General features: G+C 73.5%; 19 protein-coding genes. 3 read left to right on the forward strand and 16 right to left on the reverse strand.

From position 1 onward, the window contains the following. Positions 1 to 79 precede the first annotated feature (79 nt). From TCUR_RS28320 to TCUR_RS09010, 4 genes are read right to left on the reverse strand one after another with little or no spacing between them, the layout of a single operon-like run. Positions 80 to 3,163 (reverse strand): coiled-coil domain-containing protein, encoded by a 3,084-nt coding sequence (locus tag TCUR_RS28320; protein WP_012852178.1) that lies wholly within the window; start codon positions 3,161 to 3,163, stop codon positions 80 to 82. Next, on the reverse strand, positions 3,160 to 3,840 hold the full coding sequence (locus TCUR_RS09000) for a hypothetical protein (protein WP_012852179.1): 681 nt from the start codon (positions 3,838 to 3,840) through the stop codon (positions 3,160 to 3,162). Before TCUR_RS09000 ends, TCUR_RS28320 begins: the two co-directional genes overlap by 4 nt. Next, positions 3,837 to 4,364: a hypothetical protein gene (locus tag TCUR_RS09005; RefSeq protein ID WP_012852180.1), complete on the reverse strand. Its 528-nt coding sequence runs from the start codon at positions 4,362 to 4,364 to the stop codon at positions 3,837 to 3,839. Before TCUR_RS09005 ends, TCUR_RS09000 begins: the two co-directional genes overlap by 4 nt. After that, positions 4,361 to 5,575, reverse strand: a complete 1,215-nt coding sequence (locus TCUR_RS09010) for a hypothetical protein (protein ID WP_012852181.1) — start codon at positions 5,573 to 5,575, stop codon at positions 4,361 to 4,363. The genes TCUR_RS09005 and TCUR_RS09010 overlap by 4 nt, the downstream gene beginning before the upstream one ends. 227 nt (positions 5,576 to 5,802) lie before the next feature. On the opposite strand from TCUR_RS09010, the gene TCUR_RS09015 reads away from it, so the two are divergent. Together TCUR_RS09015 and TCUR_RS09020 are read left to right on the forward strand one after the other, a co-directional pair. Further along, complete coding sequence (locus TCUR_RS09015; protein ID WP_012852182.1) at positions 5,803 to 8,463, forward strand: LuxR C-terminal-related transcriptional regulator; 2,661 nt, start codon at positions 5,803 to 5,805, stop codon at positions 8,461 to 8,463. A 120-nt stretch (positions 8,464 to 8,583) separates the two neighbouring features. After that, complete coding sequence (locus tag TCUR_RS09020; RefSeq protein WP_012852183.1) at positions 8,584 to 10,077, forward strand: AMP-binding protein; 1,494 nt, start codon at positions 8,584 to 8,586, stop codon at positions 10,075 to 10,077. Between the two features lie 55 nt (positions 10,078 to 10,132). Here TCUR_RS09020 and TCUR_RS09025 read toward each other — a convergent pair whose 3' ends face one another. From TCUR_RS09025 to TCUR_RS09065, 9 genes are all read right to left on the reverse strand, one after another. Further along, on the reverse strand, positions 10,133 to 11,566 hold the full coding sequence (locus TCUR_RS09025; protein WP_012852184.1) for an aldehyde dehydrogenase: 1,434 nt from the start codon (positions 11,564 to 11,566) through the stop codon (positions 10,133 to 10,135). Between the two features lie 151 nt (positions 11,567 to 11,717). Next, entirely contained in the window at positions 11,718 to 12,173 is a 456-nt protein-coding gene (locus tag TCUR_RS09030) for a deaminase (RefSeq protein ID WP_012852185.1), read from the reverse strand. Positions 12,174 to 12,229: 56 nt separating this feature from the next. Further along, complete coding sequence (locus tag TCUR_RS09035) at positions 12,230 to 12,916, reverse strand: RibD family protein (RefSeq protein ID WP_012852186.1); 687 nt, start codon at positions 12,914 to 12,916, stop codon at positions 12,230 to 12,232. A 67-nt stretch (positions 12,917 to 12,983) separates the two neighbouring features. Then, positions 12,984 to 14,306, reverse strand: coding sequence for an ABC transporter substrate-binding protein (locus tag TCUR_RS09040; RefSeq protein ID WP_012852187.1), 1,323 nt, complete (start codon positions 14,304 to 14,306; stop codon positions 12,984 to 12,986). Positions 14,307 to 14,359: 53 nt separating this feature from the next. Next, on the reverse strand, positions 14,360 to 15,682 hold the full coding sequence (locus TCUR_RS09045) for an ABC transporter substrate-binding protein (protein WP_012852188.1): 1,323 nt from the start codon (positions 15,680 to 15,682) through the stop codon (positions 14,360 to 14,362). Between the two features lie 600 nt (positions 15,683 to 16,282). Next, entirely contained in the window at positions 16,283 to 16,603 is a 321-nt protein-coding gene (locus TCUR_RS09050) for a GroES family chaperonin (RefSeq protein ID WP_012852189.1), read from the reverse strand. Positions 16,604 to 16,734: 131 nt separating this feature from the next. Then, complete coding sequence (locus TCUR_RS09055) at positions 16,735 to 17,493, reverse strand: SDR family NAD(P)-dependent oxidoreductase (RefSeq protein ID WP_012852190.1); 759 nt, start codon at positions 17,491 to 17,493, stop codon at positions 16,735 to 16,737. Between the two features lie 19 nt (positions 17,494 to 17,512). After that, positions 17,513 to 18,967: a flavin-containing monooxygenase gene (locus TCUR_RS09060; protein ID WP_012852191.1), complete on the reverse strand. Its 1,455-nt coding sequence runs from the start codon at positions 18,965 to 18,967 to the stop codon at positions 17,513 to 17,515. 154 nt (positions 18,968 to 19,121) lie between these two features. Then, positions 19,122 to 20,054, reverse strand: a complete 933-nt coding sequence (locus TCUR_RS09065) for a diacylglycerol/lipid kinase family protein (protein WP_012852192.1) — start codon at positions 20,052 to 20,054, stop codon at positions 19,122 to 19,124. A 215-nt stretch (positions 20,055 to 20,269) separates the two neighbouring features. Here TCUR_RS09065 and TCUR_RS09070 point away from each other — a divergent pair, with 215 nt between their 5' ends. Next, positions 20,270 to 21,367, forward strand: a complete 1,098-nt coding sequence (locus TCUR_RS09070; protein ID WP_012852193.1) for an alpha/beta hydrolase — start codon at positions 20,270 to 20,272, stop codon at positions 21,365 to 21,367. Between the two features lie 23 nt (positions 21,368 to 21,390). Here the strand turns inward: TCUR_RS09070 and TCUR_RS09075 are convergent, their stop codons facing one another. The 3 genes from TCUR_RS09075 to TCUR_RS09085 all read right to left on the reverse strand — a co-directional run bounded on the left by TCUR_RS09075 (position 21,391) and on the right by TCUR_RS09085 (position 24,255). After that, a complete protein-coding gene (locus tag TCUR_RS09075) occupies positions 21,391 to 22,395 on the reverse strand; it encodes a cation diffusion facilitator family transporter (protein WP_012852194.1) in 1,005 nt (334 codons plus the stop codon). Between the two features lie 175 nt (positions 22,396 to 22,570). After that, positions 22,571 to 23,011 carry an ArsR/SmtB family transcription factor gene (locus TCUR_RS09080; RefSeq protein ID WP_012852196.1) on the reverse strand — a complete coding sequence of 147 codons (441 nt, stop codon included), beginning with the start codon at positions 23,009 to 23,011 and terminating at the stop codon, positions 22,571 to 22,573. Positions 23,012 to 23,091: 80 nt separating this feature from the next. Next, the gene (locus TCUR_RS09085; RefSeq protein WP_012852197.1) at positions 23,092 to 24,255 is read right to left on the reverse strand and encodes a VWA domain-containing protein; all 1,164 of its coding nucleotides are present in this window, start codon (positions 24,253 to 24,255) and stop codon (positions 23,092 to 23,094) included. Between the last annotated feature and the right edge of the window lie 110 nt (positions 24,256 to 24,365).

Raw genomic sequence — 24,365 nt, forward strand, 5'->3', positions numbered from 1 at the left:
CCCGCCAGGGGAACCCAGGGGGAACAAGACGGCCGGTGCCGCCTTGCCGGGGGTCGCGGGGTATGTCCACAAGTGGACGTTACGCCCCAGAAGGCGCCGGGCGGGTGGCCCCGATGTGCGCGGCCAGCATGCGGACCCGCTCCCGGTGCTCGTCGTGGCCCACCACGATCGGCGGCTCGTTGTAGGGCATGGCGTCGGAAGAACGGCGCAGCTTGATGTACTGGCCGCAGGCGTCGATGGCGTACGGCTCCATGTCGTCCTGCAGCGCACCGATCACCGTGATGCCGTGCGTCTCACCGATCCGCCGGAACAGCGCCACCGCCTCCCTGCGGTGCTCGCGGCCCAGGTTGCGGCCCAGCTCGTCCAGCACCAGCACCAGCCGGCCGCCGCCGGAGCCGGCCAGCGCCGCCGCGCACACCAGCTTGACCGCCTTTTCGTCCATCAGGGCGGTGTTGGCCCGCCGGTTGTAGGGCACATACCGCTGCCCCTCGGCGCGCCGCCACTTGGGGACGACCCGCCAGCGCCACTCCTGCTCGGGGTCGGCGGGCGGCTCGGGGGTGGGAAAGTCCAGCGTGGCCCCATAGCCGCCGTAGGCCAGGTCGAGCCGTTCGAACTCCTCGGCGACGCGCTGCAGCCGGGTGCGGATCGCCGCCGTCAGCGCGGCGCGGTGGGCCGCCGCCGCGCCCGCCGCCTCCCGCTCCCCGGCCTCGGCCTTCTCCAGGTCGACGCGGCGGGCCGCAAGCTGCGTCTCGATCTGCCGCCGCTGGTGCCGTTCATAGTCCTCCAGGCCGCGCAGATGGCTCTCCAGCGCCCTGGCCAGCCGCGGGAAGGTGGCCTGCTCGCGTTCGGTGCGGCGGCCCTCGCCCTCGGCGCGCTCACGCAGCAGGAAACGGATCTCCTCGGGCATGTCCTCATCGGCCGTGCCGTCGGGGAACGCCTGCCGCAGCGCCTCGCCCAGATGCCGTTCGGCGGTGTGCCACCACTCCTCGGGCGTCCAGGTGCGCTGGTCGCCCGTCAGCCCGGCCAGCAGCTCGCGGGCCGACTCCACCGGGCCGCCCCACTGCTCCTGCAGCTCGGCCAGGCCGAGCGTCAGGCGCCGCTCGGCCAGCTCGGCGGCCTGCTCGCGGAGCCTGTCGCGGGTGCGCTCGTGCGCCTCGCGCCGCCCGCGCAGCCGGTCGATCTCCAGCGCCCGGGTGTCGGCCTTGGCCTGCAGCCGCCGCACCGTCTGCTCGGCGGCGCCCAGCCGCGGCCCCAGCATGGCCTCGCCGGTGGCCAGCGACTCCAGCCGCTCCCGCAGGCCGGCCATCGCCTCCTGGACGCCGGTCAGCTCGGTGCCGGCCCGCGCCCCGGCCAGGCGCCGCATCGCCAGCGTCACCTCCGCGGAGGCGTCGGCGACCTGCCGCCGCGCCTCCTCCAGCGCCGCCCGGGCCTCCTCCAGCGCCGCGCGGGCGGCCTGCACCCGGACGGCCCGTCCGGTCACCGGCTCGGGAAAACCCCCGACCACCACCACCCCGGCGGGGTCCGTCCCGGACAGCGCGGAAAAGAACCGCCCGAGCGCCGCGCGGCACCGCACGCCCTCCGGCAGCCCCTCGCCGGTCACTTCCCCGGTGAGCGGGCCTTGCGCGGGGACGAGCATCGACCCCGGCAGCTCCCGCAGCGCCGCCACCGCGGCCGCCAGGTCCCGCTCGGCCACCACCACCGCGTCCCGGTACGGCCACAGCGCGCGTTCCCACCGCTCGCGCACCGGCTCGGCCAGCTCGATGGCGTCCAGCAGGCCCACCGCCGGCACCCCGGCCTCGGCCAGCGCCCCGATCTGCGCCGGGGCGCCGCTGCGGCCGGCCTCGGCGGCGGCCAGGTCCCGCTCGGCCTGGGCCAGGCGGGCCTTGGCCATGCCCAGCGCCTGCTGGGCCTCGTCCCGGCGGGCCTCGGCGTCGGCCAGCTCCTTGGCCGCCGTCTCCTCGGTGCGGCCGTCGGCCTCCCGCCGCCGCTCCTCCAGCGCCGCCGCCTGCCGGCGCAGCTCCTCCAGCCGGTCGCGGGCCACCGCCTTGTCCTCGCCGATCCGCTCGGCCTGGCCCTTCAGCTCCGCCAGCACCGCCGACGCCTCGGCCAGGCGCTCCTCCAGCGTCCCGTCGGCCAGCTGCTCCATCTCTTTGGCGGTGGCGGCGATCGCCTCGCCCAGCTCGGCGGCCTCATCCTGCAGCCGCCTCAGCTCGGCGGCCCAGGCGGCGTCGCTCTCCGCGGCCTCCACCAGCAGCAGGGCCTGCCGGGTGCGCCAGTGCCGCAGCGCCGCCGCCACCTCCCGGCGGGCCCGGTCCCGCCGGTCGAAGGTCCTCAGCAGTTCGGCGGCCTCGGCCTCCCACTCGGCCAGCCGCCGCCGGGCCTCGGCGGCCCGGGCCCGCTCGCGGTGCTCTTCGGCCCGGGAGCGGCGCTCGGCCTCCAGCTCCCGGTCCAGCCCGGTCAGCGCGGCGATGGCGGTGAAGATCCGCTCCGGCGGGATCTCGTTCAGCGGCTGCGACAGCAGATTGGTGGCCACCTTGCTGCGCACCGACGTCGACAGGAACGACACGCACCGCACCCGGCCCCCGTACAGCACGCGACCGAGATCCTTGGCCACCAGGTCGCGCCGTCCCGCCGAACGGGGCAGCTCGGCCCACCGCCGGTCGGCCAGGCGCACCCGCTCGGCCTCCGACGGCGCCGCCGCCAGATGCACGCCCCGGCACCAGCGGATCTCCAGGTGCGGGGCGTCCACGTTCACCCGCAGCCACACCGTGACCGCATCGTCTTCCCCCGTGCCCTCCGCGTCCCCGGTGTGGGCGAAGACCCCCACGATGTAGCCGTGGTCCGCGCTGGCCCACCGGTTCTCGCCCTGGGCCGCCAGCTCGGCGTTGAACAGCAGCTCGGCCACCGCCCGCGCCCCCGAGGCGAACCGCCACTGCTCATCGCCCAGCAGCGCCGTGATCGCCGCGATGAACGAGGACTTGCCCGCCCCGTTGGAGTCCTTGGGGCCCTGGCCGGCCACCGCGATCAGCGTTCCCGGCACCAGCGGCACCGGGTGCGTCGACAGGCGGGAGATGTTGATCGCCTGCACCGCGATCAGTGAACGGTCGCCCACCACGCCGTCGGGCCGGTCCCCCAGCTCCTCCGGTTCGCCGATCGCCGTCACGTCCGCCCCCTTCGCATGCCGCGCCGCCGGGCCCGGATGGCCGCCGCCAGCGGCGAGTCCGGGCCCGCGGCCAAGATCAGCTCCTCGGTCAGCCGCCGCCGCGCCGCCTCGGTCAGCCGGTGGAACTGCGGGCCGGGCACATACCCTCCCGACGTCTCGTCCGCCCCCGCCTTCACCTGGGTGACCAGCCCGGCCGCCCGCAGCCGCCGCAGCGCCCCCTCCAGCTCGGAGACGGTCAGCTGGGAACGGCGGCGCAGCTCCTCCAGCGGCGCCGGGTACGGCGACAGCCACGTGTCGTCGGTCAGCAGCCCCTCGGCCCGCGGGATCGCCACCGAGTGGATCAGCACCAGCACCAGCACCGCCCGGTCGGCCACCGGCAGCGTGCACGCCGGGTCGGCGGCCAGCGCCTCCCGCACCGCATCGTCGTAACCGGACGTCCAGTGCCCCCGCGAGGTGCGGATCAGCGTCCGGCCCGACAGCTCCAGCATCTGCGCCAGCGTGCGGCGCAGCGCAGGCTCGCGCAGCGCGGCGAAACGCACCTCCGGCACCGGGTCGGCCGCATGCTCCACCGCCATGTACGCCGCGACCAGCTCGGCCCGGCGTTTTTCGTCATAGGGCCGCAGCAGCGGTTCCAGCAGCTCGCTTGCGTTCGCCGCCGGGCCCTCCGGCCCGCTCATGCGCCCTCCGCCGGCGGCGGGGGCATCCGGCGCAGCAGGGCGCGCAGCGGCGGCAGCGACTCTGGCGGCCAAAGAGCCGTGCGCGGGCCGAGCCGGACCGTGCCGGCCTCCTCATCCAGCAGCAGCCAGCCGGTGTCGGCCAGGCGGCGCAGGTCGCCGACCGCCCAGCGGCGCATCAGCTCGGCGTCCCCGCGCACGCTCGCCACGTGCACCTCCAGCACGTCGGCGATCTGTGCGGGCCGCCCCGGCCAGGGGTCGTCGTCCAGGTTCCGCCAGCAGCAGCGCAGCGCCGCGGCCAGCACCCGGCGCAGCGGGCCGGGCCGCTCCAGCGGCATCGGAGCGCTCTGGTACTCCTCCAGCAGCGCCGGGGTCGCCCCGTCCGGCCAGGCCGGCAGCGCCCACCGGCGCTCCCCGTCGGTGACGCCGACCAGCCCGGCGGGCACCGGCGCCGCGGCCGCATCCGCCACCGGGCCGGTGACGCGGGCCCGCGCCCGCGCCAGCACCCGCGGATCCACCTCGGTCATGAGGCCCGCCCGACGCGTTCGAAGACGCCCTCCGACAGCCATGAGGGGGAGCCGTCCGGCCGAACCCGCAGCCCGTCCGACCACACCAGCCGGTACGGCAGCTCCGGCCGCAGATGCGCCGCCGACAGGTCGGCCAGCAGCCGGCGGGCGGCCGGCCAGTCCCGCTCCAGCACCTCGCCGACGGGCACCCGGTCGCGGCCGCGCAGCACCTGCTCGGCCACGGCGGCCAGCCGGTCGGTCTCGGAACGGCCGGCGGGCACGCGCTCCACCAGGCCCGCGTCGGGCACCGCCGGGCGGGGCGGCGCCGGACGCGGCGGCACGGTGCGCGGACCCTCCTGCACCGCCGCGACGATCGCGGCGGGGTCGTGCCAGGGCGCGGGCGCGTCGAACACGAACCCCTCCAGCACCGCCGCCAGCTCCTCGCGCGAGGCGGTGCGGGCGAAGGTCCGCCAGCTCTCCGCCGGCAGCAGCGTCAGGTTACGGGTGGTGCCGGCCGAGTCGGCCAGCCGGGCGGCGGCCCGCCGGGAGGCGTCCCCGTAGGCGTGGATGGCCGCGCGCAGCTCGGTGCAGGCGCCCTCCAGCTCGGGCCAGCGGCGCAAGATCGCCTCGTGCAGCCGCTCGGCCCGCTCGATGATCTCCGCGGTGCCCCACAGTTTGGGCGCCTGCTCGCGCAGCTCCTCGATGGTGGAGTGGGTCAGCGTCACCAGCTCCACGCTCCACAGCCGAAAGGCCCGGGCCAGCCCTTCGGCGCCGTCGCGGGCCTGCTCGGCGGTCATCCGCGGGTCGGCCACGTTGAGCTGCTCCAGCGCCAGCAGCCGGTGCATCTCCGACTGGCCGCCGTCCCGCATCATCCGGCGCACGAACATCAGCCCGACGACGCTGGTGAAGGAGGCGCGGTAGCGCAGCTGGTTGGGCTTGGGGAACACCTCGCGGATCGCGCCCAGGCCCTTGAGGACCCGCAGCCGGTTCTCGAACGCCTCGGCCGGGTAGTGCCGGCACACGTGCCGCATCTGCTCGCGGCTCAGCCCCTCCTCGCCCGCCTCGGCGAACGCCGACAGCAGCGTCTCGGCGATGTCGACCATCTCCGGGTCGTCGACGACCGCGCCGGCGTCGCGGGCCAAGGCGGCGAACATCTGCCGGTAGACGCCCAGCACGGCCTCGCCGGCCAGGACGTCCTCGAGGGTCTGCGGGGGTTCGCGGTGTGAGGGCACGGCGCATTACCGTACCGGGACGGCCGGGGCGCTCGGGCGCGTCCGCGGCGAGTGCCCCGGCCCGGAACGTCACGAAGGACGCGCCATCGGTGCGCGAATGGCGCCCAATCGTGACCGGATGGAAACTTTCCGTCCCGAAACCGGGACGCGGTGTGTCCGCAGATGCAACACTCGCCAGTGACCCCAGCAGATGTCGAGCCGACCTTCACCCCAGATCGCCAGGGCACATGACATCGCAGACCACCCGTCCCGGCGCCGGCGGGCGACTTCCGGCCCTGCCCGCCGAGCCGAACCCCTTCATCGGCCGCCGCCGTGACCTGGCCGAGCTGTGCCGGTTGCTGCCGCAGGCCAGGGCGGTGACGCTGTGCGGCCCGGGGGGCATCGGCAAGACCCGCCTGGCGATCCAGGTGGCGCGGGAGCTGGCCGGCGACCACCCCGACGGGGTCTGCTTCGTGGAACTGGCCGACGTGCGGGCGGGAACGTCCGGGGCGGACGCGGTGGCCCGCCGGGTGGCGGCGGTGCTGGGGCTGGCCGACGAGCTCGGCCGCGCCCCGCTGGAGGCGCTGACCCGGGCGCTGCGGCACCGCCGGGCGCTGGTGCTGCTGGACAACTGCGAGCACCTGGTGGAAGAGTGCGCCGCCGTGTGCCGGGCGCTGCTGACCGGGTGCGACCGGCTGCGCATCCTGGCCACCAGCCGGGAGCCGCTGCGGGTGCCGGGGGAGAACGTCTGGCGGGTGCCGCCGCTGCCGGTGCCGGACGCCGGCGCCGACGCGCTCGCCGAGACGGAGCGTTCGGAGGCGGCCCGGCTGTTCGTGGCGCGGGCCAAGGCGGCCCGGCCCGGCTTCACCGTCACCGCCGACAACGCGCCCGCGCTGGCCGAGCTGTGCCGGGCGCTGGACGGGGTGCCGCTGGCGCTGGAGCTGGCCGCCGCCCGGGTGCGGGTGCTGTCGCTGGAACAGCTCGCCGACCGGCTGACCGACCGGTTCGGGCTGCTGACCGCGGGAGACCGCACCGCCCCGCCCCGCCAGCGCACGCTGCGCGGCGCCATCGACTGGAGCTATGAGCTGCTGACCGAGCCGGAGCGGATCCTGCTGCGCCGGCTGTCGGTGTTCCACGGCTGGTCCCTGGAGCAGGCCGAGCAGGTGTGCGCCGACGACCTGCTGCCCCGGCGAACGATCTTGGATCTGCTCAGCGCGCTGGTGGACAAGTCGCTGGTGACGCTCGAACGGGAGGTGGCCGGCCGCAACCGCTTCCGGATGCTCAACAGCGTCCGCGAGTACGCCCTGCAACGCCTGGCCGAGGCGGGGGAGGAGGAGCGGCTGCGCCGCCGCCACCGGGACGCGGTGCTGGAGGCGCTGGAACGCGAGGCCGAGATCGTCCTGGCCGACCGGCCCGCCTCCTGGCGGGAGCGGGTCGCGCTGTACCGCGCCTATGAGGTCGAGCAGCACAATCTGCGGGCCGCCTTGGCGTGGTCACGGGAGCGGGGCGATGTGGCGGAAGGGCTGCGGCTGTGCCTGGCGGCCCGGGTCTACTGGGGGCCGCGGGGCCACTACACCGAGGCCGCCGGCTGGAGCGACTGGTTCCTGGAACGGGGCGCGCAGGCCGGTTCGCGCGTGCTGGGGCCCGCCTTGGTGGGCCGCGCCCAGCTGGCCTTCGACCAGCGGGACTTCGCCCGGGCCGAAGGCTGCGCCCGGGCCGGGCTGGAGCACTGCCGGGCCGCGGGCGATGAGCGCATGGTGGCGGCCGGGCTGGTGGTGCTGGCGAGTCTGGCCCTGTTCGAAGGCGACCGGGATCGGGCGCTGGAGCTGTCCGATGAGGCGGTGCGGCTGCTGCCCGCCGGCCACGGCGGCTGGGAGGCGGCGCTGGCGCTGTTCCGCAAAGGGCTGACGCAGCTGTGGCGGGACAGGCTGCGCGAGGCCGAGGCCGCGCTGCGGGAGGGCATCGCGCTGATGCGCGGCCTGGACCAGCGATGGGGGGCCGCGGTGGGCCAGGCGCTGCTGGGCACGGTGGCCCGGGCCCGCGGCGACCTGGCCGCGGCCCGCGCGCACTTCACCGAGGCGCTGCCGGCGCTGCGCGACATCGACGCCCGGCCGCTGCTGGTGCGGTGCCTGATCGGCCTGGGGCGGTGCGCCCTGGAACAGGGCGACCTGGCCGGCGCCCGCCGCGCGTTCGGGGAGGGACTGCGGCTGGGGGCGTCGATCGGGCTGCGCATCGCCGTCGCCCGCGGCCTGGAGGCGTTCGCCGACCTGCTGGAGCAGGAGGGCGACGTGGAGGGGGCGGTGCTGCTGGCCGGTGCCGCCGCGGCGCTGCGGGAGGCGATCGGGGCCCGGCCGGGGCGCGGCACGCATGCCTGCCGCCGGCGGGAGGAGCTGCTGGAACGGTCTTTGCGGAGGCTGGGCGAGCACCGGCTCTCCTGGCTGTGGGGGCAGGGCCGGGCGATGGCGGTGGAGGACGCGGTGGCCTACGCGCTGCACGGGCCGTCCGACCGGGGGCGGGAGGACGCCTGCGGCGCGGCCCCGCAGGGCGCCCACGGCGCGGCGGAGGAGACGGCGGCGGAGAAAAAGCGCGAGGAAAGGCACGCCGGCTCCCGGCTCCACGACAGCGGGGAGCTGCCGGCCGCGGGACCGGGGAGCGGTGCGCTCGCCCGCCCGCCGGGGCTGCTGACCCCCCGGGAACGGGAGATCGCCCGGCTGATCGCACGCGGGCTGAGCAACCGGGGCATCGCCGACGAACTGGTGATCAGCCCCGCCACCGTCGCCCGGCACGTCGCCAACATCCTCGCCAAGCTGGGCTTCGGCTCCCGTGCGCAGATCGCGGTGTGGGCCGTCGGCAACCTTCCCGAAGGCGACACCCGGGCCCCTGCCGGCAACGGCACCACCGGACGGTAAAACGCGATCACTTCGGACGCGCCCTCCCGGGGCGGGCAACTTGCACTGCAAGAGTCTCTACATATGGACTTGCATAGTTCAATGCATGTGCACGCGCATCTGGGTGCGTAGGGTCGAAGCATGATCTCCAGCCCGTCGGACCCCCCAACAGCGGTCGCCGCGACCACGGTGACCGAGACCGTGCTCGGCGAACGCTGCTGGGGGCCGCGCGCCGCGCTGGTGGACGCCGGCAGCGGCCGCGTCCTGTCCTACGACGAGCTGACCGCCGCCGTCACCGCCGCCGCCTGGGGGCTGGTCCGCCAGGGGCCGGGCACGGTGATCGGCCTGCAAGCCCCCGACGGCCCCGATTTCGTGGTGGCCGCCTACGCGGTCTGGGCGGCGGGCGCGGTCCTGGTCCCCGTCCGCGCCGCCGCCGGGGCCGAGGAGACCGTCCGGCGGCTGCGGGCATCCGGTGCGCACGCCCTGATCACCTGCCCGCAGGCCGCTCCCCGGGCCTGGGCGGTGGCCCGGGGAGCGGCCCTGCAACGGATGTGGTGCCTGGGCGAAGCGGACGGCGGAACCGGCCTGGAGCCGTTCGCCCGCCTGGCGGAGGAACCCGCCGCCGACCGGATCCCGCCCGTGCGGGACGCCGGCGCCGCACTGCTGGCCGATGCGCCGGGCGGGAGCGGCCCCGGCACCTGGCTGACCCACCGCCAGGTGATCGAGGGCCTGGTCCGGTTCGCCACCGCCGGGGCGCTGAGCGGTTCGGACGTGGTGCTGTCGGGCATCCCCTTCACCGATGTGCTCGGCCTGAACGGGGTGCTCGGCCCGGCGCTGTGGCTGGGCGCGACCGTGGTCACCTGCCGCGGCGGCCTGCACGACCTGCTGCGCGCCGTGCAGGACCACCGGGTGACCGTGGCGGTGCTGCCGCCGGCGGCGGCCTCGGCGCTGGCGGCCGAGCCGGCGGTCGGGCACTACGACCTGGGCTCGCTGCGCTCGGTCCTGGTCGCCGGCCCGCTGCCGGGCCGCCTCGCGCGGGCCTGCTCCCGGCGGCTGGGCTGCCCGGTCCGGCAGGTCTACGGGCACCCCGCGGCCTCCGGCTTCACCCACCTCAACCTGCGCGGCGCCGAAGAGGGCACCTTGGACTCGGCCGGCTGCGGCCTGCCCGGGGTGTCATGGCGGATCGCCGACCCGGCCACCGGCCGGGCCCGCCCGCCTTATCAGCCCGGGGAGCTGTGGCTGCGCGGCCCCATGGTCGCCGCGCCCGGCGGCGGCTGGCTGCCCACCGGGGACGCGGCGTTCACCGACGAGCACGACCGGGCCTACATCCTCGGCCGCATGGAGGAGACGCCCGGCGAGCCCGTCGCCGACCCCGGCCGGCTGCTGGCCGCGCATCCGGCGGTGCGGGACGCGGCGGTGGTCCCGGTCCCCGACCCGCACCTGGGCCTTGCCCCGCACGCCTTCGTGGTGCTGGGCAAGCCGGAGCAGGCCGGCGGGCTGCTGCCTTACGTGAACGGCCATGTGCCGTCCTACCAGCGCATCCAGGCCGTCCACCCGGTGGATGCGATCCCGCGTTCGCCGAGTGGCCGGGTCATGCGCCGCGCGCTCCTGCAAAGCGTGCACCTGTCGCCGTGATAAGGAGGGGAGGCGACAGGTGCGCCGGAGCGCGCGGCGCATCCCTCACCGGACGTCAGGCCGGGTGGGGGATGGACTTGTGCTCCAGGTAGGCGACCAGTCCCTCCGGCCCCAGCTCGCGGCCCAGGCCGCTGTTCTTGAAGCCGCCGAAGGGGGTGTTGGGGTCGAGGGTGTACATGTTGACGCCGCAGCTTCCGGTGCGGATCTGCCGGGCGACCTCGATGCCGTGCGCCACATCGGCCGTCCACACCGAGCCGCCCAGCCCGTAGGAGCTGTCGTTGGCGATGCGGATGGCGTCGGCCTCGTCCTCATAGGGGATGAGGGCCAGCACGGGGCCGAAGATCTCCTCCTGGGCGATGCGCATCGAGTTGTCCACGTCGGCGAACACGGTGGGCGCCACGTACCAGCCCCGGTCGTAGGGGCGGTTGAGCCCGCCGGTGATCACCTTGGCGCCCTCCTCCTGGCCCAGCCGGATGTAGCCCTCCACCCGCTCCTGCTGGCGGCGGCTGACCAGCGGGCCGATCTCGGTGGAGTAGTCGGCCGGGTCGCCGACCTTCAGTGAGCCGACCATCTCCGCCAGCGCGTCGGCCACCTCGTCATAGCGGCTGCGCGGGGCCAGGATGCGGGTCTGCGCGGCGCAGGCCTCCCCGTTGTTCATCAGCGAGGCCAGCTTCAGGCCCTCCATGGTGGCGGCCAGGTCGGCGTCCTCCAGCAGGATCGCCGCGGACTTGCCGCCCAGCTCCAGGGTGACGCGCTTGAGCTGGCGGCCGCAGACCTCCCCGATCTGCCGCCCGGCCGCCGTGGAGCCGGTGAAGGAGACCTTGTCCACATCCGGGTGCGCCACCAGGTAGGCGCCGACCTCGCGCCCGGCGGGCACGAAGCTGACCACGCCCTCGGGGATGCCCGCCTCGGTGATCCACTCGGCCAGCAGGTAGGAGTCCAGCGGGGTCTCCGGGGACGGCTTGGCCACCACCGTGCACCCGGCGATCAGCGCCGGGGCCAGCTTGAGCATCAGGGTGAACTGCGGGACGTTCCACGGCACGATCGCCGCCACCACTCCGACCGGCTCCCGGGTGACGGTCACCGGCCCGAGCATGCCCTGCCGCTCTTCCTCCCAGGGGTAGGTGGCGGCCAGGTCCACGTAGTACTGCAGCACCTGCTGGGGGATCGCGGCCTGCCCGAAGACCGAGAACAGGATCGGCGAGCCCATCTGGGCGGTGACCAGCTCGGCCATCTGCTGCTGGCGTTCGGCGTAGATCGCCGCCAGCCGTCCCACGATCTCGGCCCGCTCGGCCGGGGTCATCTTGGGCCAGGGGCCTTCGTCGAAGGCCCGGCGGGCGGCGGCGACCGCGCGGTCGATGTCGGCCTGCGTGCCCTCGGGCACCCGGCCGATGACCTCCTCGGTGTGCGGGGAGATCACCTCGATGACGCCGGTGCCGGCCGGAGCCGTCCACTGGCCGCCGATGAACAGCCGGTCGTGCTCGTGCATACCGCCTCCCAACCAGAGCTGACCGAATGCTTGCTCGGTTTTCCAGCCTTGCGCACCGGATCGATCTTGTCCATAAGCCCGGGGCACTGATTTGGACTTCCGTATGGACGCCAGTCTCACCAAGGTCGCCTGCCGCGGCCCCGGCGGAGGCTCAGCCCAGCAGATGCGCGTTCGGCTCCCGGGCCCGCGCCGCCAGGTCCGCAATGCGCACCACCTCGATCCCCGCGGCGCGCAGCACCTGCTCGCCCCCGCCCTCGACGAACAGGACCGGCTCCCGCCAGGCGTACACCACCCGCCCGATCCCCGCCTCCGCGATCAGCCGCGCGCACGGCCGGGGCCGCGACAGGCGCCGCCCGCACGGCTCCAGGGAGCTGTAGATCGTCGCCCCGCCCAGGTCCGCCGCGGCGCCCGCGGCCCGGAGTTTGGCGAGGGCCTCTTCCTCGGCGTGGGCCTTCGGGTCGGTCTCGCGGGAGAACCCCCGGGCCAGCTCCGTCCCGTCCGCGCCGACGATCACGGCCCCGACGGAGAAGGCCGTCTGCGACGGCGGGCAGCGCCGCGCCAGGTCACAGGCCACCTCCAGCCAGTGCCGATCCTGCCTCCGGCTCACCGCCGCCCCCTTCGCGCCCTCGTCCCCGGTGACGTTCCCCGCCGCGTCCCGGCGTTTCATGTGCGCGAACGCTTCAGCAGATAGCGCAGCAGGGCCAGATCGCCGATCCGGGTGACCTCGGCCAGCCGCATCGGGTGGGCGGGGTCCTGGGGGAACAGGCCCGGGTGCACAAAGCGCGGCGCGGACGGGTCGCCGATGAAGAACGGCGCCACCACCAGGTGCAGCTCGTCGGCCAGGCCCTCGGTCAGGAAGAGGGTGTGCATGCCGCCCCCGCCCTCCACCATCAGCCGCCGCACGCCCCGCCGGGCCAGATCGGCCAGCACCAGCCGCACGTCGACCGGGTCACCGCCGTCGATGACCTCCGCCACCCCCTCCAGCCGCTCGGCCAGCGCGGGAACCGCCCGCGAGCCCGCGTAGACCAGCTTGGGGCAGTCCCCGGTGGTGAAGAAACGGCTGGTGGGGTCCAGGTCGCCGCGCAGGGTCAAGGTGACCTTGGTGAGCTGGCGCGGCAGGCCCCGGGCGGCCCGCCGCTCCTGCCGGACGGGAGACTTGATCAGCAGCTTGGGGTCGTCCCGCCGGATCGTCTCCGCCCCCACCAAGATGGCGTCACAAGTGGCGCGAACCCCGTCCACCCGGTCGAAATCGGCCGGGCTCGACAGACGCAGCCGTTCGGGTCTGGCGTCGTCGATGTAGCCGTCGACGGACATCGCGCAACTCAGCAGCACATAGGGACGGTCACTCACGCTCCGACCATAGCGCTGCCACGATCATGCTCTGACCAGGTATGGAGGATCCGCTCGCGGCCGGGGCTCAGGAGGCCTTGAAGCAGGGCTCGGTCAGGGTGTGGTCGCGGGCGGTGGGGCCGGTGAAGAAGTCCTTGACGGTCTTGACACCGGTGTAGCCGTCGTCGGCGGGGGTGTTCAGGACCGTCGAGCGCATCGACGCCGGAGCCCGGCCGGGTCCCGTGGTCCGCTCGGTGGGCAGCATCCCTTCGTAGTCCACGGCGCCGAGGTTGCGCAGGGTCTGGTAGAGCCCGGCGCGGGTGAGTTTGTTCTGGTCGATGGCCGTCTGCAGGACGGTCTTGAGCGGATAAGACCAGATCCACCCGGCCATGTAAGCGTCGTTGGGGTCCACCTTGCCGAGAGCGGCGCGCATGGCGGCATGGCCGGGGGTGTCGGTGGCGAACGGCTTCCAAGGCGCGGCCTGCAGGAAACGCGTGCGGATGGCCTCGGCGGTGGTGCGGTCCTTCACCTTGAGCATCAGCTTGCTCCAGCTCGGAGCGCTGCCGATGAAACGGCCCCGGTAGCCGCGCGCCGTCGCCTGGCCGATCAGCACGGTGGCCTCTTGCGGGCCGGTGCTCAGCAGCACCAGGTCGGGGGATTCTTTGACGATCTTGTCGATGGCGGGGCGTTGTTTGTCGGCTCCGGTGGGGGTGGGGACGTCGGTGAACTTCAGGCGGTTGCGTTCGGCGGCGATGCGGGCGCCGCCGGCGGCGTCCCCGCCGTAGTCGCCGGGGTAGTGGACGGCCATGACGCTGTCGATGCCCCAGGCCTCCACCGCGTAGTCGACGGCGTTCATGGCCTCGAAGCAGTAATTGGTGCCGGACTTGATGAGAATGTCTTCGAACTCCCACAGCGACGTCCACGAAACGGTGGACGCCACCATCTTGTCCTTCTTCAGCAGCGGCAGGATCTCCGTGGTCATCGGCGATCCCAGGGTCTGCGCCAGTGCCAGGACCTTGGTGCGGATCTCTTGGTAGGCCCGCTTGTGGGTGGCCACGTCGTACTTGTTGTCGCGGACGTAGGTGGTGGCGTCGATGTCGTAGCCGCCGATGCCGCCCTGCTGGTTGACCCGCCGCCAGAACGCCTGCTGAGCGGCCGTGGTCGAAGAACCGATGAGACGGAACGGCCCGCTGCTGAGGTCGGAGATGATGCCCAGGTAGATGCAGCCGTTGTCGGGGTTGACCGCTTTCGGGCAGGGCTCGTCGGTCACCCCCGGCACCGGGGCCGCCGCGCCCTTGTCCTGCGGGCCGCCGCCGCACGCCGCCAGGGCGAGGACGAGCGCCGCCGCGGCCGAACCCAGGCGCAGCAGGGACGAACGTACAGGGGCGGGATGCTTGGGGGATGGACGCACGTACCTCTCCAGACGATCGTTGATGGGGCGCTCCCGGGCCGGGATCCGCGGGCTCAGGAGGCTTTGAAGCAGGGCTCGGTCATCACATGGCGGCGGGCGGTGGGACCGGTGAAGAAGTCCCGGGCCGTCCTGACGCCGGTGTGGGCGTTGTCGTCGGGAACGTTCAGCGTCGTGGCGCGGAACGACGTGGCGGCCACGCCGGGGTAGGCGCCCCGCTCGGTGCTCAGCATCCCTTCGTAGTCCACGGCGCCGAGGTTGCGCAGGGTCTGGTAGAGCCCGGCGCGGGTGAGCCTGTTTTGGTCGATGGCCTTTTGCAGGACGGTCTTGAGCGGATAGGACCAGATCCACCCGGTGGTGTAGGCGTCGTTGGGGTCCACCTTGCCTAGGGCGGCGCGCATGGCGGCATGGCCGGGGGTGTCGGTGGCGAACGGCTTCCAGGGCGCGGCCTGCAGGAAACGGGTGCGGATGGCCTCGGCGGCGGGCCGGGTCTTGATGCCGAGAAGTTCCTTGGTCCAGCTGGGGCTGCTGCCGATGAAGCGGCCCCGGTAGCCGCGTGCCGCGGCCTGGCCGATCAGGACGGCGGTGTCCCGGGGGCTGGTGCTCAGCAGCACCAGGTCGGGGGATTCTTTGACGATCTTGTCGATGGCGGGGCGTTGTTTGTCGGCTCCGGTGGGGGTGGGGACGTCGGTGAACTTCAGGCGGTTGCGTTCGGCGGCGATGCGGGCGCCGCCGGCGGCGTCCCCGCCGTAGTCGCCGGGGTAGTGGACGGCCATGACGCTGTCGATGCCCCAGGCCTCCACCGCGTGGTCCACGGCGTTCATGGCCTCGAAGCAGTAATTGGTGCCGGACTTGATGAGGACGTCCTCGAACTCCCACAGCGAGGTCCAGGAGGCCGGCGCCGCCACCATCTTGTCGGCGCGCATCTGCGGCAGCACCGCGGCGGTGGTCGGCGATCCCAGGGTCTGCGCCAGTGCCAGGACCTTGGTGCGGATCTCTTGGTAGGCCCGCTTGTGGGTGGCCACGTCGTACTTGTTGTCGCGGACGTAGGTGGTGGCGTCGATGTCGTAGCCGCCGATGCCGCCCTGCTGGTTGACCCGCCGCCAGAACGCCTGCTGGGCCATGGTGATCGGCTTGCCCAGGGAGCTGAACGGCCCGCTGCTGAGGTCGGAGATGATGCCCAGGTAGATGCAGCCGTTGTCGGGGTTGACCGCCTTCGGGCAGGGCTCGTCGGTCACCCCCGGCACCGGGGCCGCCGCGCCCTTGTCCTGCGGGCCGCCGCCGCACGCCGCCAGGGCGAGGACGAGCGCCGCCGCGGCCGAACCCAGGCGCGGCCAGGACGTGCGCGTGCGGGGGGGACGCACGGGGGTCGGACGCACGTACTTCTCCAAACCGGTCGGTGGCGGGGCCGCTTTGACCCCGCATCGGCATGGTGCTGTGAAAACAGGCGCGCACCGGTGGGAATCTTCCTCCCGGTGGGAGGAAAGTGTGCTCTGAGGTGACAGAAGTCACAAGGTGAACATGCGAACCATTTCATAACACCCGATCAACCGGGTGCGGTGCCGCCGGCCGCGCCTGCCCGTTGGGGAGCGGACACAGTCCGCCGGGGCCGGCGCAGCCGCCCTGCGCCTTCGGCACGGACGGAGGGCGTCACCGTCTGCGGCGGACACCCGTCCCTTGCCTTGGGCGCCGCGTGAAAGTACGCGCCTTCCCGAGGCCCGGGCGGGGCCGGGCTCCTGGCCGTCCTCGCCCGGGCCACGGGAGGCGCATGCAGGCGGGGCGCTCCATCACCGCCACGCGTCCTGTCCGGTCATCGCCTGGCCGAAGCCTTAAAGGGCCCGCCCGCTCCTGTGCCATGCGGCGCATCGGCGGCCGCTCCCCGCCGGGGCGTTCCCCGGCGTCGCCCGGCCCGGCGGGCACGCGCCACCGGGCGACCCGGGGGCGGGTCGCACCGGGCGGTACGGCCCCTGCGAGCACCCCTACAAGTAGAGGCCGGTGCCGTGCTCGGGCCGCTCGCTGGCGATCGCGTGCAGGTCCCGTTCGCGCATCACCAGGTACTGCTGTCCCTGGATCTCCACCTCGTACTGGTCGTCGGGGTGGAACAGCACCCGGTCACCGACCTTGACGGTCCGCACGTGATGCCCGACACCGCATACCTCGCCCCAGCACAGGCGATTGGACTGCCGCACCGTGGCCGGAATGACGATGCCCCCGCTGCTGCGGCGCTCTCCGGACTCCTGCTCGACCTTGATCATCACCCGGTCGTGCAGCATCTGGACTTCGAACTTCGGCTCGGACACATTGAGAGCTTAGTAGAGCACACCCCTTTGCCAGTAAAGGCGAAGCCGCGGATCGGGGCGGTGCGGCACGAGCAGCCCATAACCCGAAGACCGCCGCAGAGCACGCACCCGGGGAGCCGGGGAGAGGGATTTCAATCGAAACGGCGGCCGGCGCGCGAGGAGATCCGGTCGGCCAGGGCGCGGGGCACCACCTTGCCCAAGGCGACGATGGCCTTGTAGCGGGCGCTCGGGATGCTCACCTGCACGCCGCGGCGCAGGTCCCGCAGCGCGGTGTCGATCACCAGGTCCTGGTCGATCCACATGAAGCCGGGGATGCCGTCCATGTTCATGCCCGCCCGCTCGTGGAACTCGGTGTGCACGAACCCCGGGCACAGCGCCATGACGTGCACGCCCCGGCCGCCGAGGTCGCGCATGACGGCCTGGCTGAAGGACACCACCCACGCCTTGGAAGCGCCGTAGGTGCCGCGGGAGAAGAACGCCGCCACCGAGGCGACGTTGATGACGCCGCCCCGGCCGCGCTCCAGCATGCCCGGCAGCGCCGCGGAGGTCAGGCGCAGCACCGCCTCGCAGTGCACCCGCAGCATCCGTATCTCATCGGAGACCGGAACGTCGAGGTAGACCCCGCGCTGCCCGAACCCGGCGTTGTTGATCAGCAGGTCGATGCCCTTGCCGGCGCGTTCCTCGGCGGCGGCCAGGCCCTCGTCGGTGGACAGGTCGGCGCGCAGCGTCTCGGTCGCAACGCCGTAGCGGTCGTGCAGTTCGGCGGCGGTGCGCTCCAGCCGGGCGGTGTCGCGGGCGACCAGCACCAGGTCGAAGCCGTCGGAGGCGAGCCGACGGGCGAATCCCGCGCCGATGCCCGCGGTGGCACCGGTGATCAGAGCGGTCGGCATGCCCCCAACCTAGCGCCCCCTAGCGCCGCACCCGGAAATGCCGCGGATCGGGACGGCGTGTCGCGTTGCGGTAGGCGAAGGTGAAACCCGGCCAGTTGTTGACGACTTTGCCGTCGGCGGTCATGTACCAGCTGGTGCAGCCCCGTGACCAGACGGTGTCGCGCATCGCCTGCTGCATCCGCCGCTCGAAGGCGCTCTGCACGTCCGGCCGCACGTCGATCCAGCGCAGGCGGGCGTGCCGCATCGCGCGCAGGCAGCCCATCACGTACCGGATCTGCGATTCCAGCATGTAGATGATCGAGTTGTGGCCCAGATTGGTGTAGGGGCCGTACAGCAGGAACAGGTTGGGGAAACCGCTGACGGTGATGCCCAGGTGGGCCGAGGCGCCGCCCTGCCAGGCCTCGTTCAGCTCCCGGTCGTCCAGCCCGACGATCTTCATGGGCGCCAGGAAGTCGTTGGCGTGGAAACCGGTGCCGTAGACGATCGCATCGACCTTGCGCTCGATGCCGTCGCGGGTGCGGATGCCGTCGGCGGTGATGCGCTCGATCGGGTCGGTGATCAGCTCGACGTGCGGCTCGGCCAGGGCGGGGTAGTAGTCGTTGGACAGCAGGATGCGCTTGCAGCCCATCGGGTAGTCCGGTGTCAGCGCCTCGCGCAGCGCCGGATCCTTGATGTGGGCGTGCAGGTTCTTCTTGAAGCGCCACGCCGCCGGGGCCAGCAGCCACGGGTACTTGATGAACCCCAGCGCCCTGGCCTCCAGCAGCGTGTAGATCAGCGCCCGCTGCAGCTGCCGCCAGCCGGGGACGTGCCTTGCCAGCGCCTGCTCGAGGGCGGTGTAGGGCCGGTCGGGCTTGTCGATGATGTACTGGGCCGAACGCTGGAAGACGTGCAGCCGTCCCACCCGTTTGGCCAGCTCGGGGACGAACTGGATGGCGCTGGCCCCGGTGCCGATGACCGCCACGCGCTTGCCGTCCAGGTCGGCCGAGTGGTCCCAGCGCGCCGAGTGGAAGGCGATGCCGCCGAAGGAGTCCCGGCCCGGGATGTCCGGCAGCGCCGGGCGGTTGAGCTGGCCGCAGGCGGCGACCAGCACCCTGGCCGATAGCTGCCCGGTGGTGGTGGAGATCCGCCACAGCCCGGCCTCGCCGTCGAAGCGCGCCTCGGTGACCTCGGTGCCGAACCGGATGTGCGGCATCACCCCGTACTTGCGGGCGCAGTGCCGCAGGTACTCCAGGATCTCCGGCTGCGGCGGGAACTTGCGGCTCCAGTCGGGCTTGGGCTCGAAAGAGAAGGAGTACAGGTGCGAGGGCACATCGCAGGCCGCCCCGGGGTAGGTGTTGTCGCGCCAGGTCCCGCCGATCTCGTCGGCCTTCTCCAGTACGACCAGGTCGTGCATGCCGGCCTGCTTGAGCCGGATCGCCATGCCCAGCCCGCCGAACCCGCTGCCGATGATCGCGACCTCATGCGAAGAGTCCATCCGGCCGTCCCGCCCGTTCCGGCGCGGCGCGCCGGGTGCCCGCCGCGCCCCCGTCGTCTTCTCTCTAGCTGACTAGTAGGTCATTTACGGCGGGCGCTGTCAACGATCGTTGACCGAAAGGCGGAAAAACCGGCGGGAGCCGGGCGGACCGTGCTCAGGTGTCGTCGAAGGTGTGGGGGACCAGCACGCGCAGGGCGTTGGGCAGCAGGCCGATGGTGACGGGGGTGCGCCCGCGGATCTCCCCGTCCACGTCCACGGGCAGCGGCGGATCGGTGGTCACCCGCACCTCATGACTGGTGTTGATGAACATCTCGTCGGCCAGCCGCCGCCGCGGGCCGGCCACCACGTGGGCCACGGTGGCGGCGGCCAGGCCCAGCCGGGAGCGGTCGCCGAGGCGGTAGACGTTCAGCAGCCGGTCATCGGGGCTGGCGTCGCCGGCGAAGCGCCGCCCGCTGTGATGGCTGCCGTTGGCGATGTTGAGCTGGTGGGTGACCATCTCATGGGTCCTGCCCTCCACCTCCACGACGGCCGTGAAGGGCCGGTGCCGCCACATCAGCCGGGCGGCGGTCAGCCCGTAGGCGGCCCGGCCGAGCCGGCGTTTGAGCGCGTGCGGCACCTGCTCGGCCACCTGGGCCGACAGGCCCACGCTGACCATGTTGGCGAACACCTTGCCGGCCACGAAGCCCAGGTCCACGTCGGCGACCTTGCCCTCCCGCAGCACGCCGACCGCCCCGGCCAGCTTCACCGGCAGCTCCAGGCTGCGCGCGAAGTTGTTGGTGGTGCCCAGCGGCAGCACCCCCAGCGCCACGTCCTGCTGAGCCAGATGCCCCACGGCCTCGGCGATCGTGCCGTCGCCGCCGCCCACCACGACCAGATCGGGCTTGCGGCCGAGCACCTCCTTCAGCACCTGCGGCAGCCGGGCCGGGTCAAAGACCGGGTGCACCTCGGCGAACTCCAGGCCCGCCTCCGCCAGCAGCCGCCTGGCCTTGGCGAACAGCCTGCGACCGCGCCGTGAGCGGGTGTTGACCACCAGCGCCGTCCGGCCTTGGGCGCGGATCGCCGCCTCCAGTTCCTGTTTGCTGCGCATGCGGCCGGATCCGCTCCCGTCCCATCGCCTCGGGCGACGTCTGCTGTGGAACCCCGTCGTGCCCGACCGTCCGCAACGGACCCGCCGGGACGGGGGCGCGCCGCTCGGGCGTCGCCTCAACCGGCCCGGATCGGGCTTTTGCATTTTATAAGTGCCATACCCTCCGTTGACTTCAAGGCGGCTTCGGGCACACTCCGTGGTGACGGGAGGAGGGGGTGAGAGCGGTGCGGCGGCGGGACTGGTTCGTGGCGGGAGCGATGGGACTGGCCGGGTGCGCCGCGGCCGGGCTGCTGGTGGCACGGGGAGTGCTGGGGGCGCTGTTGGTACGTTCCAGCGCCTGTTCCATCGCGCCGCCCGGCGGCCCGCCCGGACCGACCGGCCCACCCCCCGATCGGATGCGTCCCTTCCCCGCCGATCCAGGGGACGACTGCCGGGCCCGCGCCGACGACGGGGCGATCGTCGTCGGCTCCTGGTTCCGCGCCCCCCGCATTCTCGACCTGGCCATCAGCTCGCCCATCCTGGAGGAGATGGGACGGGTCCGGCTGCTGCTCCCCAAGGGCTGGTCGCCGACGGCCACCCGGACCTGGCCGGCGCTGTGGCTGCTGCACGGCGGCCCGCCCGCCGCCGGGGGACCGGCCGGCCACACCGCCTGGACCTCCCGCACCGGCGTCGAGCGCCTGACGCGCGAGCTGGACGTGCTGGTCGTGATGCCGGACGGCGGCCGGTGCGGCGACCACGCCGACTGGTGGAACCACGGCGCCGGGGGAGCCCCGCGCTGGGAGACCTTCCACACCGTCGAGCTGCCGCAGATCCTGGAACGCGGCTACCGGGCCGGGCCGGCGCGCGCCGTCGCCGGGGTCTCCACCGGGGGAAGAGCGGCGCTGGCCTACGCGGCCCGGCACCGGGGCCTGTTCCGCGCCGCCGCCTCCTTCAGCGGGCCGCTGGACCTTTTGCACCCCGATCCCGCCGCGCTGGACGGCGCCGACCTGGTGCGGCTGGCCGCCCAGACCGCCCGCCGGGGCGTGGACTGGCGGCGCATCTGGGGCGACCCGGTCGCCCAGCGGTCGATCTGGCGCCGCAACAACCCCTACGACCTGGCCGGACGGCTGGCCGGAGTGCGGCTTTACCTGAGCGCGGGCGATGACGGGCCGGTCGAGGCGCTGGCCCGCCGCAGCACCGCCCGCCTCGCCGACAAGCTCAAGAAACTGGGCATCCCCGCCACCGTCCACTTGTATGAGGGGCCCTCCTCGTGGCGGCGCTGGGAGCGGGAACTGCGCGCGGCGCTGCCCCTGCTGCTGGCGGACTTGCGTTAGGGCCCATCTCCCGTGGACGGACCTCAATGCCCGCACACGGCCCCGCCGGGCTGCGGGGGCGGCCCGGGAGGCGCGTCGGAGAGGTGGCGGGGGCCGTGGGCGTCCGTGCAGTGCTCCTGCCCGTCCCACGGCGTGCCGGGCTCGCCGATGTGGTCCACCTCCAAGGTGGTGTGCGTGATGCCGTAGAAGGCGGCGAGCATCTGCCGCAGGTCGCGGCGGACGGCGTGGCAGTCGCCGCCGGGCTCGACCAGCACGTGCGCCGACAGCGCCGGGTAGCCGGAGGTCACCTCCCACACGTGCAGATCGTGGACCTCCTGCACACAGGCCCGCCCGGCCATCCGCGCCCCGATCTCAGCCGGGTCGATCCCCGCCGGGGCGGCCTCCATCAGCACCCGCCCGGCGTCCCGCAGCAGCCCGTAGCCGGCCTTGACCATCAGGGCGGCCACCACCAGCGAGGCGATCACGTCGGCGCGGGCGAAACCGGTCGTCCACACCACCAGTCCGGCGACCGCGGTGGCGATGAAGGCGTACAGGTCGTTGAGGATGTGCTGGAAGGCGCCTTCGACGTTCAGACTGGCCCGGTCGGCCCTGCCGATCAGCCAGGTGGCGGCGAGGTTGACGGCGATGCCGCTCAGCGACGTCCAGAACACCAGCGCGCCGGCCACCTGCGGCGGGTCGAGCAGCCGGTGCACGCTCTCGTACACGAAATAGGCCGCCAGCAGGATCAGCGTCAGCCCGTTCAGCTGCGCCGACAGGATCTCGGCCCGGCGCAGCCCATAGGTGTAGCCGCCCTTGGGAGGATGCGCCGCGATCCGCATCGCGATCAGCGCGAACGCGATGGCGAACGCGTCGGTGAGCATGTGCGCGGCGTCCGACAGCAGCGCCAGCGACCGGGCGATCAGCCCGATGGCCACCTCGGCCGACATGTAGGCGACGATCAGCGCCAGCGCACCGGCCAGGTAGCGCCGGTCGGCCGTGGCCGAGACGGCGTGCCCATGGCCGTGCCCGTGACCGTGCCCTGCACCCATCAGAGCCTCCCGCTCAGCACCGCGCCGACCCCTGCGACGCCGCATTCCCGCTCGGCCCGGTGGTGATGCCCCCGCCCTCCCGCATCGGCCGGGCGGCAGCGGACCGAGACGGAACGATCCAGCATTCTTTCGTCCCGGATCGTCCCTTTCCAGAGCGGGGTCGGGAAAGCGGCGGTCACGCCGGGGCCTCCGCGCGGTGCCCCACGTGCGCCAGCGCCAGGTCCAGCAGCATCCGGACGTGGGAGTCGTCGAGCCGGTAGTAGGCCCGCCGGCCGGCCCGCCGCACCCGCACCACCCGGTGGGCGCGCAGCAGCCGCAGCGCGTGCGAGACCGCCGACTCGCTGCTGCCGCAGGCCGCCGCGATGTCGCACACGCACATCTCCCCGCCCTCCAGCAGCGCGGTGATCACCCGGACCCGTCCCGGGTCGGCCAGCAGCCCGAACACCTGCGCCAGCTCGGCGATCGTCTCCTCTGCCGGCATGGCGGCGACCACCTCCGCCACCTTCTGCCGGTCGACCATCCGCACCGCGCATCCGTCGCCGAAGGAGGCGGCCTGTGGGGCGGGCGCGACGGGCGGCTCCGGGGCCAATGTCTGTTCATATGAAGAGCTGCTCATATATTCAGACTCTAAGGGACGACGACCCCATCGGGAAAGGGAGAACGCTCTTAAAGAGGGAACGGGACGGCCGCCGGAGGTCACTTGTGCCGTTCGGCCCACTCCTTGAGGTCGCGGCGTTCGATCGCGGCGGCCATCAGGTCGGGGAAGGCGTCCGGAGTGCAGGCGAACGCCGGAACCCCCATCGCGGCCAGAGCGGCGGCGTTGTCGTGGTCATAGGCCGGGGCGCCCTCGTCCGACAGCGCCAGCAGCGCGATCACCTGAACTCCCGCCGAGGTCAGCTCGGCCACCCGCCGGAGCATCTCCTTGCGGTTCCCACCCTCGTACAGGTCACTGATCAGGACGAGGATCGAATTCCGGGGACGGGTGATCAGCCCCTGGCAGTAGGCGATGGCCCGGTTGATGTCGGTGCCGCCGCCCAGCTGGGTGCCGAACAACACCTCCACCGGGTCGTGCAGATGATCGGTGAGGTCCACCACGGCGGTGTCGAAGACCACCAGCGAGGTCCGCAGCGACCGCATCGACCCCAGCACCGCCCCGAACACCCCGGCGTACACCACCGAGGCGGCCATCGAACCGCTCTGGTCGATGGCCAGCACCACATCCCGCTTGACGGCCTGCTGCCTGCGGCCGTACCCGATCAGCCGCTCCGGCACCACGGTGCCCCGCTCCGGCAGGTAGTGCCGCAGATTGGCGCGGATCGTGCGGTGCCAGTCCACATCGGAGGGGCGACGCGGACGCTGCACGCGCGCCGACCGGTCCAGCGCCCCGCTCACCGCCGAACGGGTGCGCTGGGCCAGCCGCTTTTCCAGCTCGCCGACGACCTTGCGCACCACGGCCCGCGCCGACTCCTTGGCCCGGTCGGGCATGACCCGGTTCAGCGACAGCAGCGTGCCGACCAGGTGCACATCGGGCTCCACCGCCTCGAGCATCTCCGGCTCCAGCAGCAGCTCGGTCAGATTCAGCCGCTCGATGGCGTCTTTTTGCATCACCTGGACGACCGTGGAGGGGAAGTAGGCGCGGATGTCGCCCAGCCACCGCGCCACCTTCGGCGCGGACGCCCCCAGCCCACCCTGGCGGCTGCGGCCCCGCCCGCCGCCGTCCGGCCCGTCGCCGCCCCCGTAGAGGGCCTCCAGCGCGGCGTCCATGCGAACGTCGTCGCCGGTCAGCCGCACCCCGGTGCCGTCGCAGTCCGGGCCGCCGAGCACCATCCGCCAGCGCCTGAGCCGCTCGTCGGTCTGCATGCGATCTCCGTTCCAAGCCGTTGCGGCGGCCTCCCGGATCGCCGCCGGGCCTGCGGCGATCCGGGATTCGCCGGTCTTTTCATCTCGTCCGGTGCCGTGTGCTTTTCAGC

It is taken from the genome of Thermomonospora curvata DSM 43183 (assembly GCF_000024385.1).
GTDB lineage: Bacteria > Actinomycetota > Actinomycetes > Streptosporangiales > Streptosporangiaceae > Thermomonospora > Thermomonospora curvata.

What these genes read in the sequence shown, in the direction of transcription:
- TCUR_RS09000 (WP_012852179.1), bottom strand. Translation starts at nt 3,840, where the DNA reads ATGAGCGGGCCGGAGGGCCCGGCGGCGAACGCAAGCGAGCTGCTGGAA.
- TCUR_RS09005 (WP_012852180.1), bottom strand. Translation starts at nt 4,364, where the DNA reads ATGACCGAGGTGGATCCGCGGGTGCTGGCGCGGGCGCGGGCCCGCGTC.
- TCUR_RS09015 (WP_012852182.1), top strand. Translation starts at nt 5,803, where the DNA reads ATGACATCGCAGACCACCCGTCCCGGCGCCGGCGGGCGACTTCCGGCC.
- TCUR_RS09020 (WP_012852183.1), top strand. Translation starts at nt 8,584, where the DNA reads ATGATCTCCAGCCCGTCGGACCCCCCAACAGCGGTCGCCGCGACCACG.
- TCUR_RS09025 (WP_012852184.1), bottom strand. Translation starts at nt 11,566, where the DNA reads ATGCACGAGCACGACCGGCTGTTCATCGGCGGCCAGTGGACGGCTCCG.
- TCUR_RS09055 (WP_012852190.1), bottom strand. Translation starts at nt 17,493, where the DNA reads ATGCCGACCGCTCTGATCACCGGTGCCACCGCGGGCATCGGCGCGGGA.
- TCUR_RS09060 (WP_012852191.1), bottom strand. Translation starts at nt 18,967, where the DNA reads ATGGACTCTTCGCATGAGGTCGCGATCATCGGCAGCGGGTTCGGCGGG.
- TCUR_RS09065 (WP_012852192.1), bottom strand. Translation starts at nt 20,054, where the DNA reads ATGCGCAGCAAACAGGAACTGGAGGCGGCGATCCGCGCCCAAGGCCGG.
- TCUR_RS09075 (WP_012852194.1), bottom strand. Translation starts at nt 22,395, where the DNA reads ATGGGTGCAGGGCACGGTCACGGGCACGGCCATGGGCACGCCGTCTCG.
- TCUR_RS09080 (WP_012852196.1), bottom strand. Translation starts at nt 23,011, where the DNA reads ATGAGCAGCTCTTCATATGAACAGACATTGGCCCCGGAGCCGCCCGTC.
- TCUR_RS09085 (WP_012852197.1), bottom strand. Translation starts at nt 24,255, where the DNA reads ATGCAGACCGACGAGCGGCTCAGGCGCTGGCGGATGGTGCTCGGCGGC.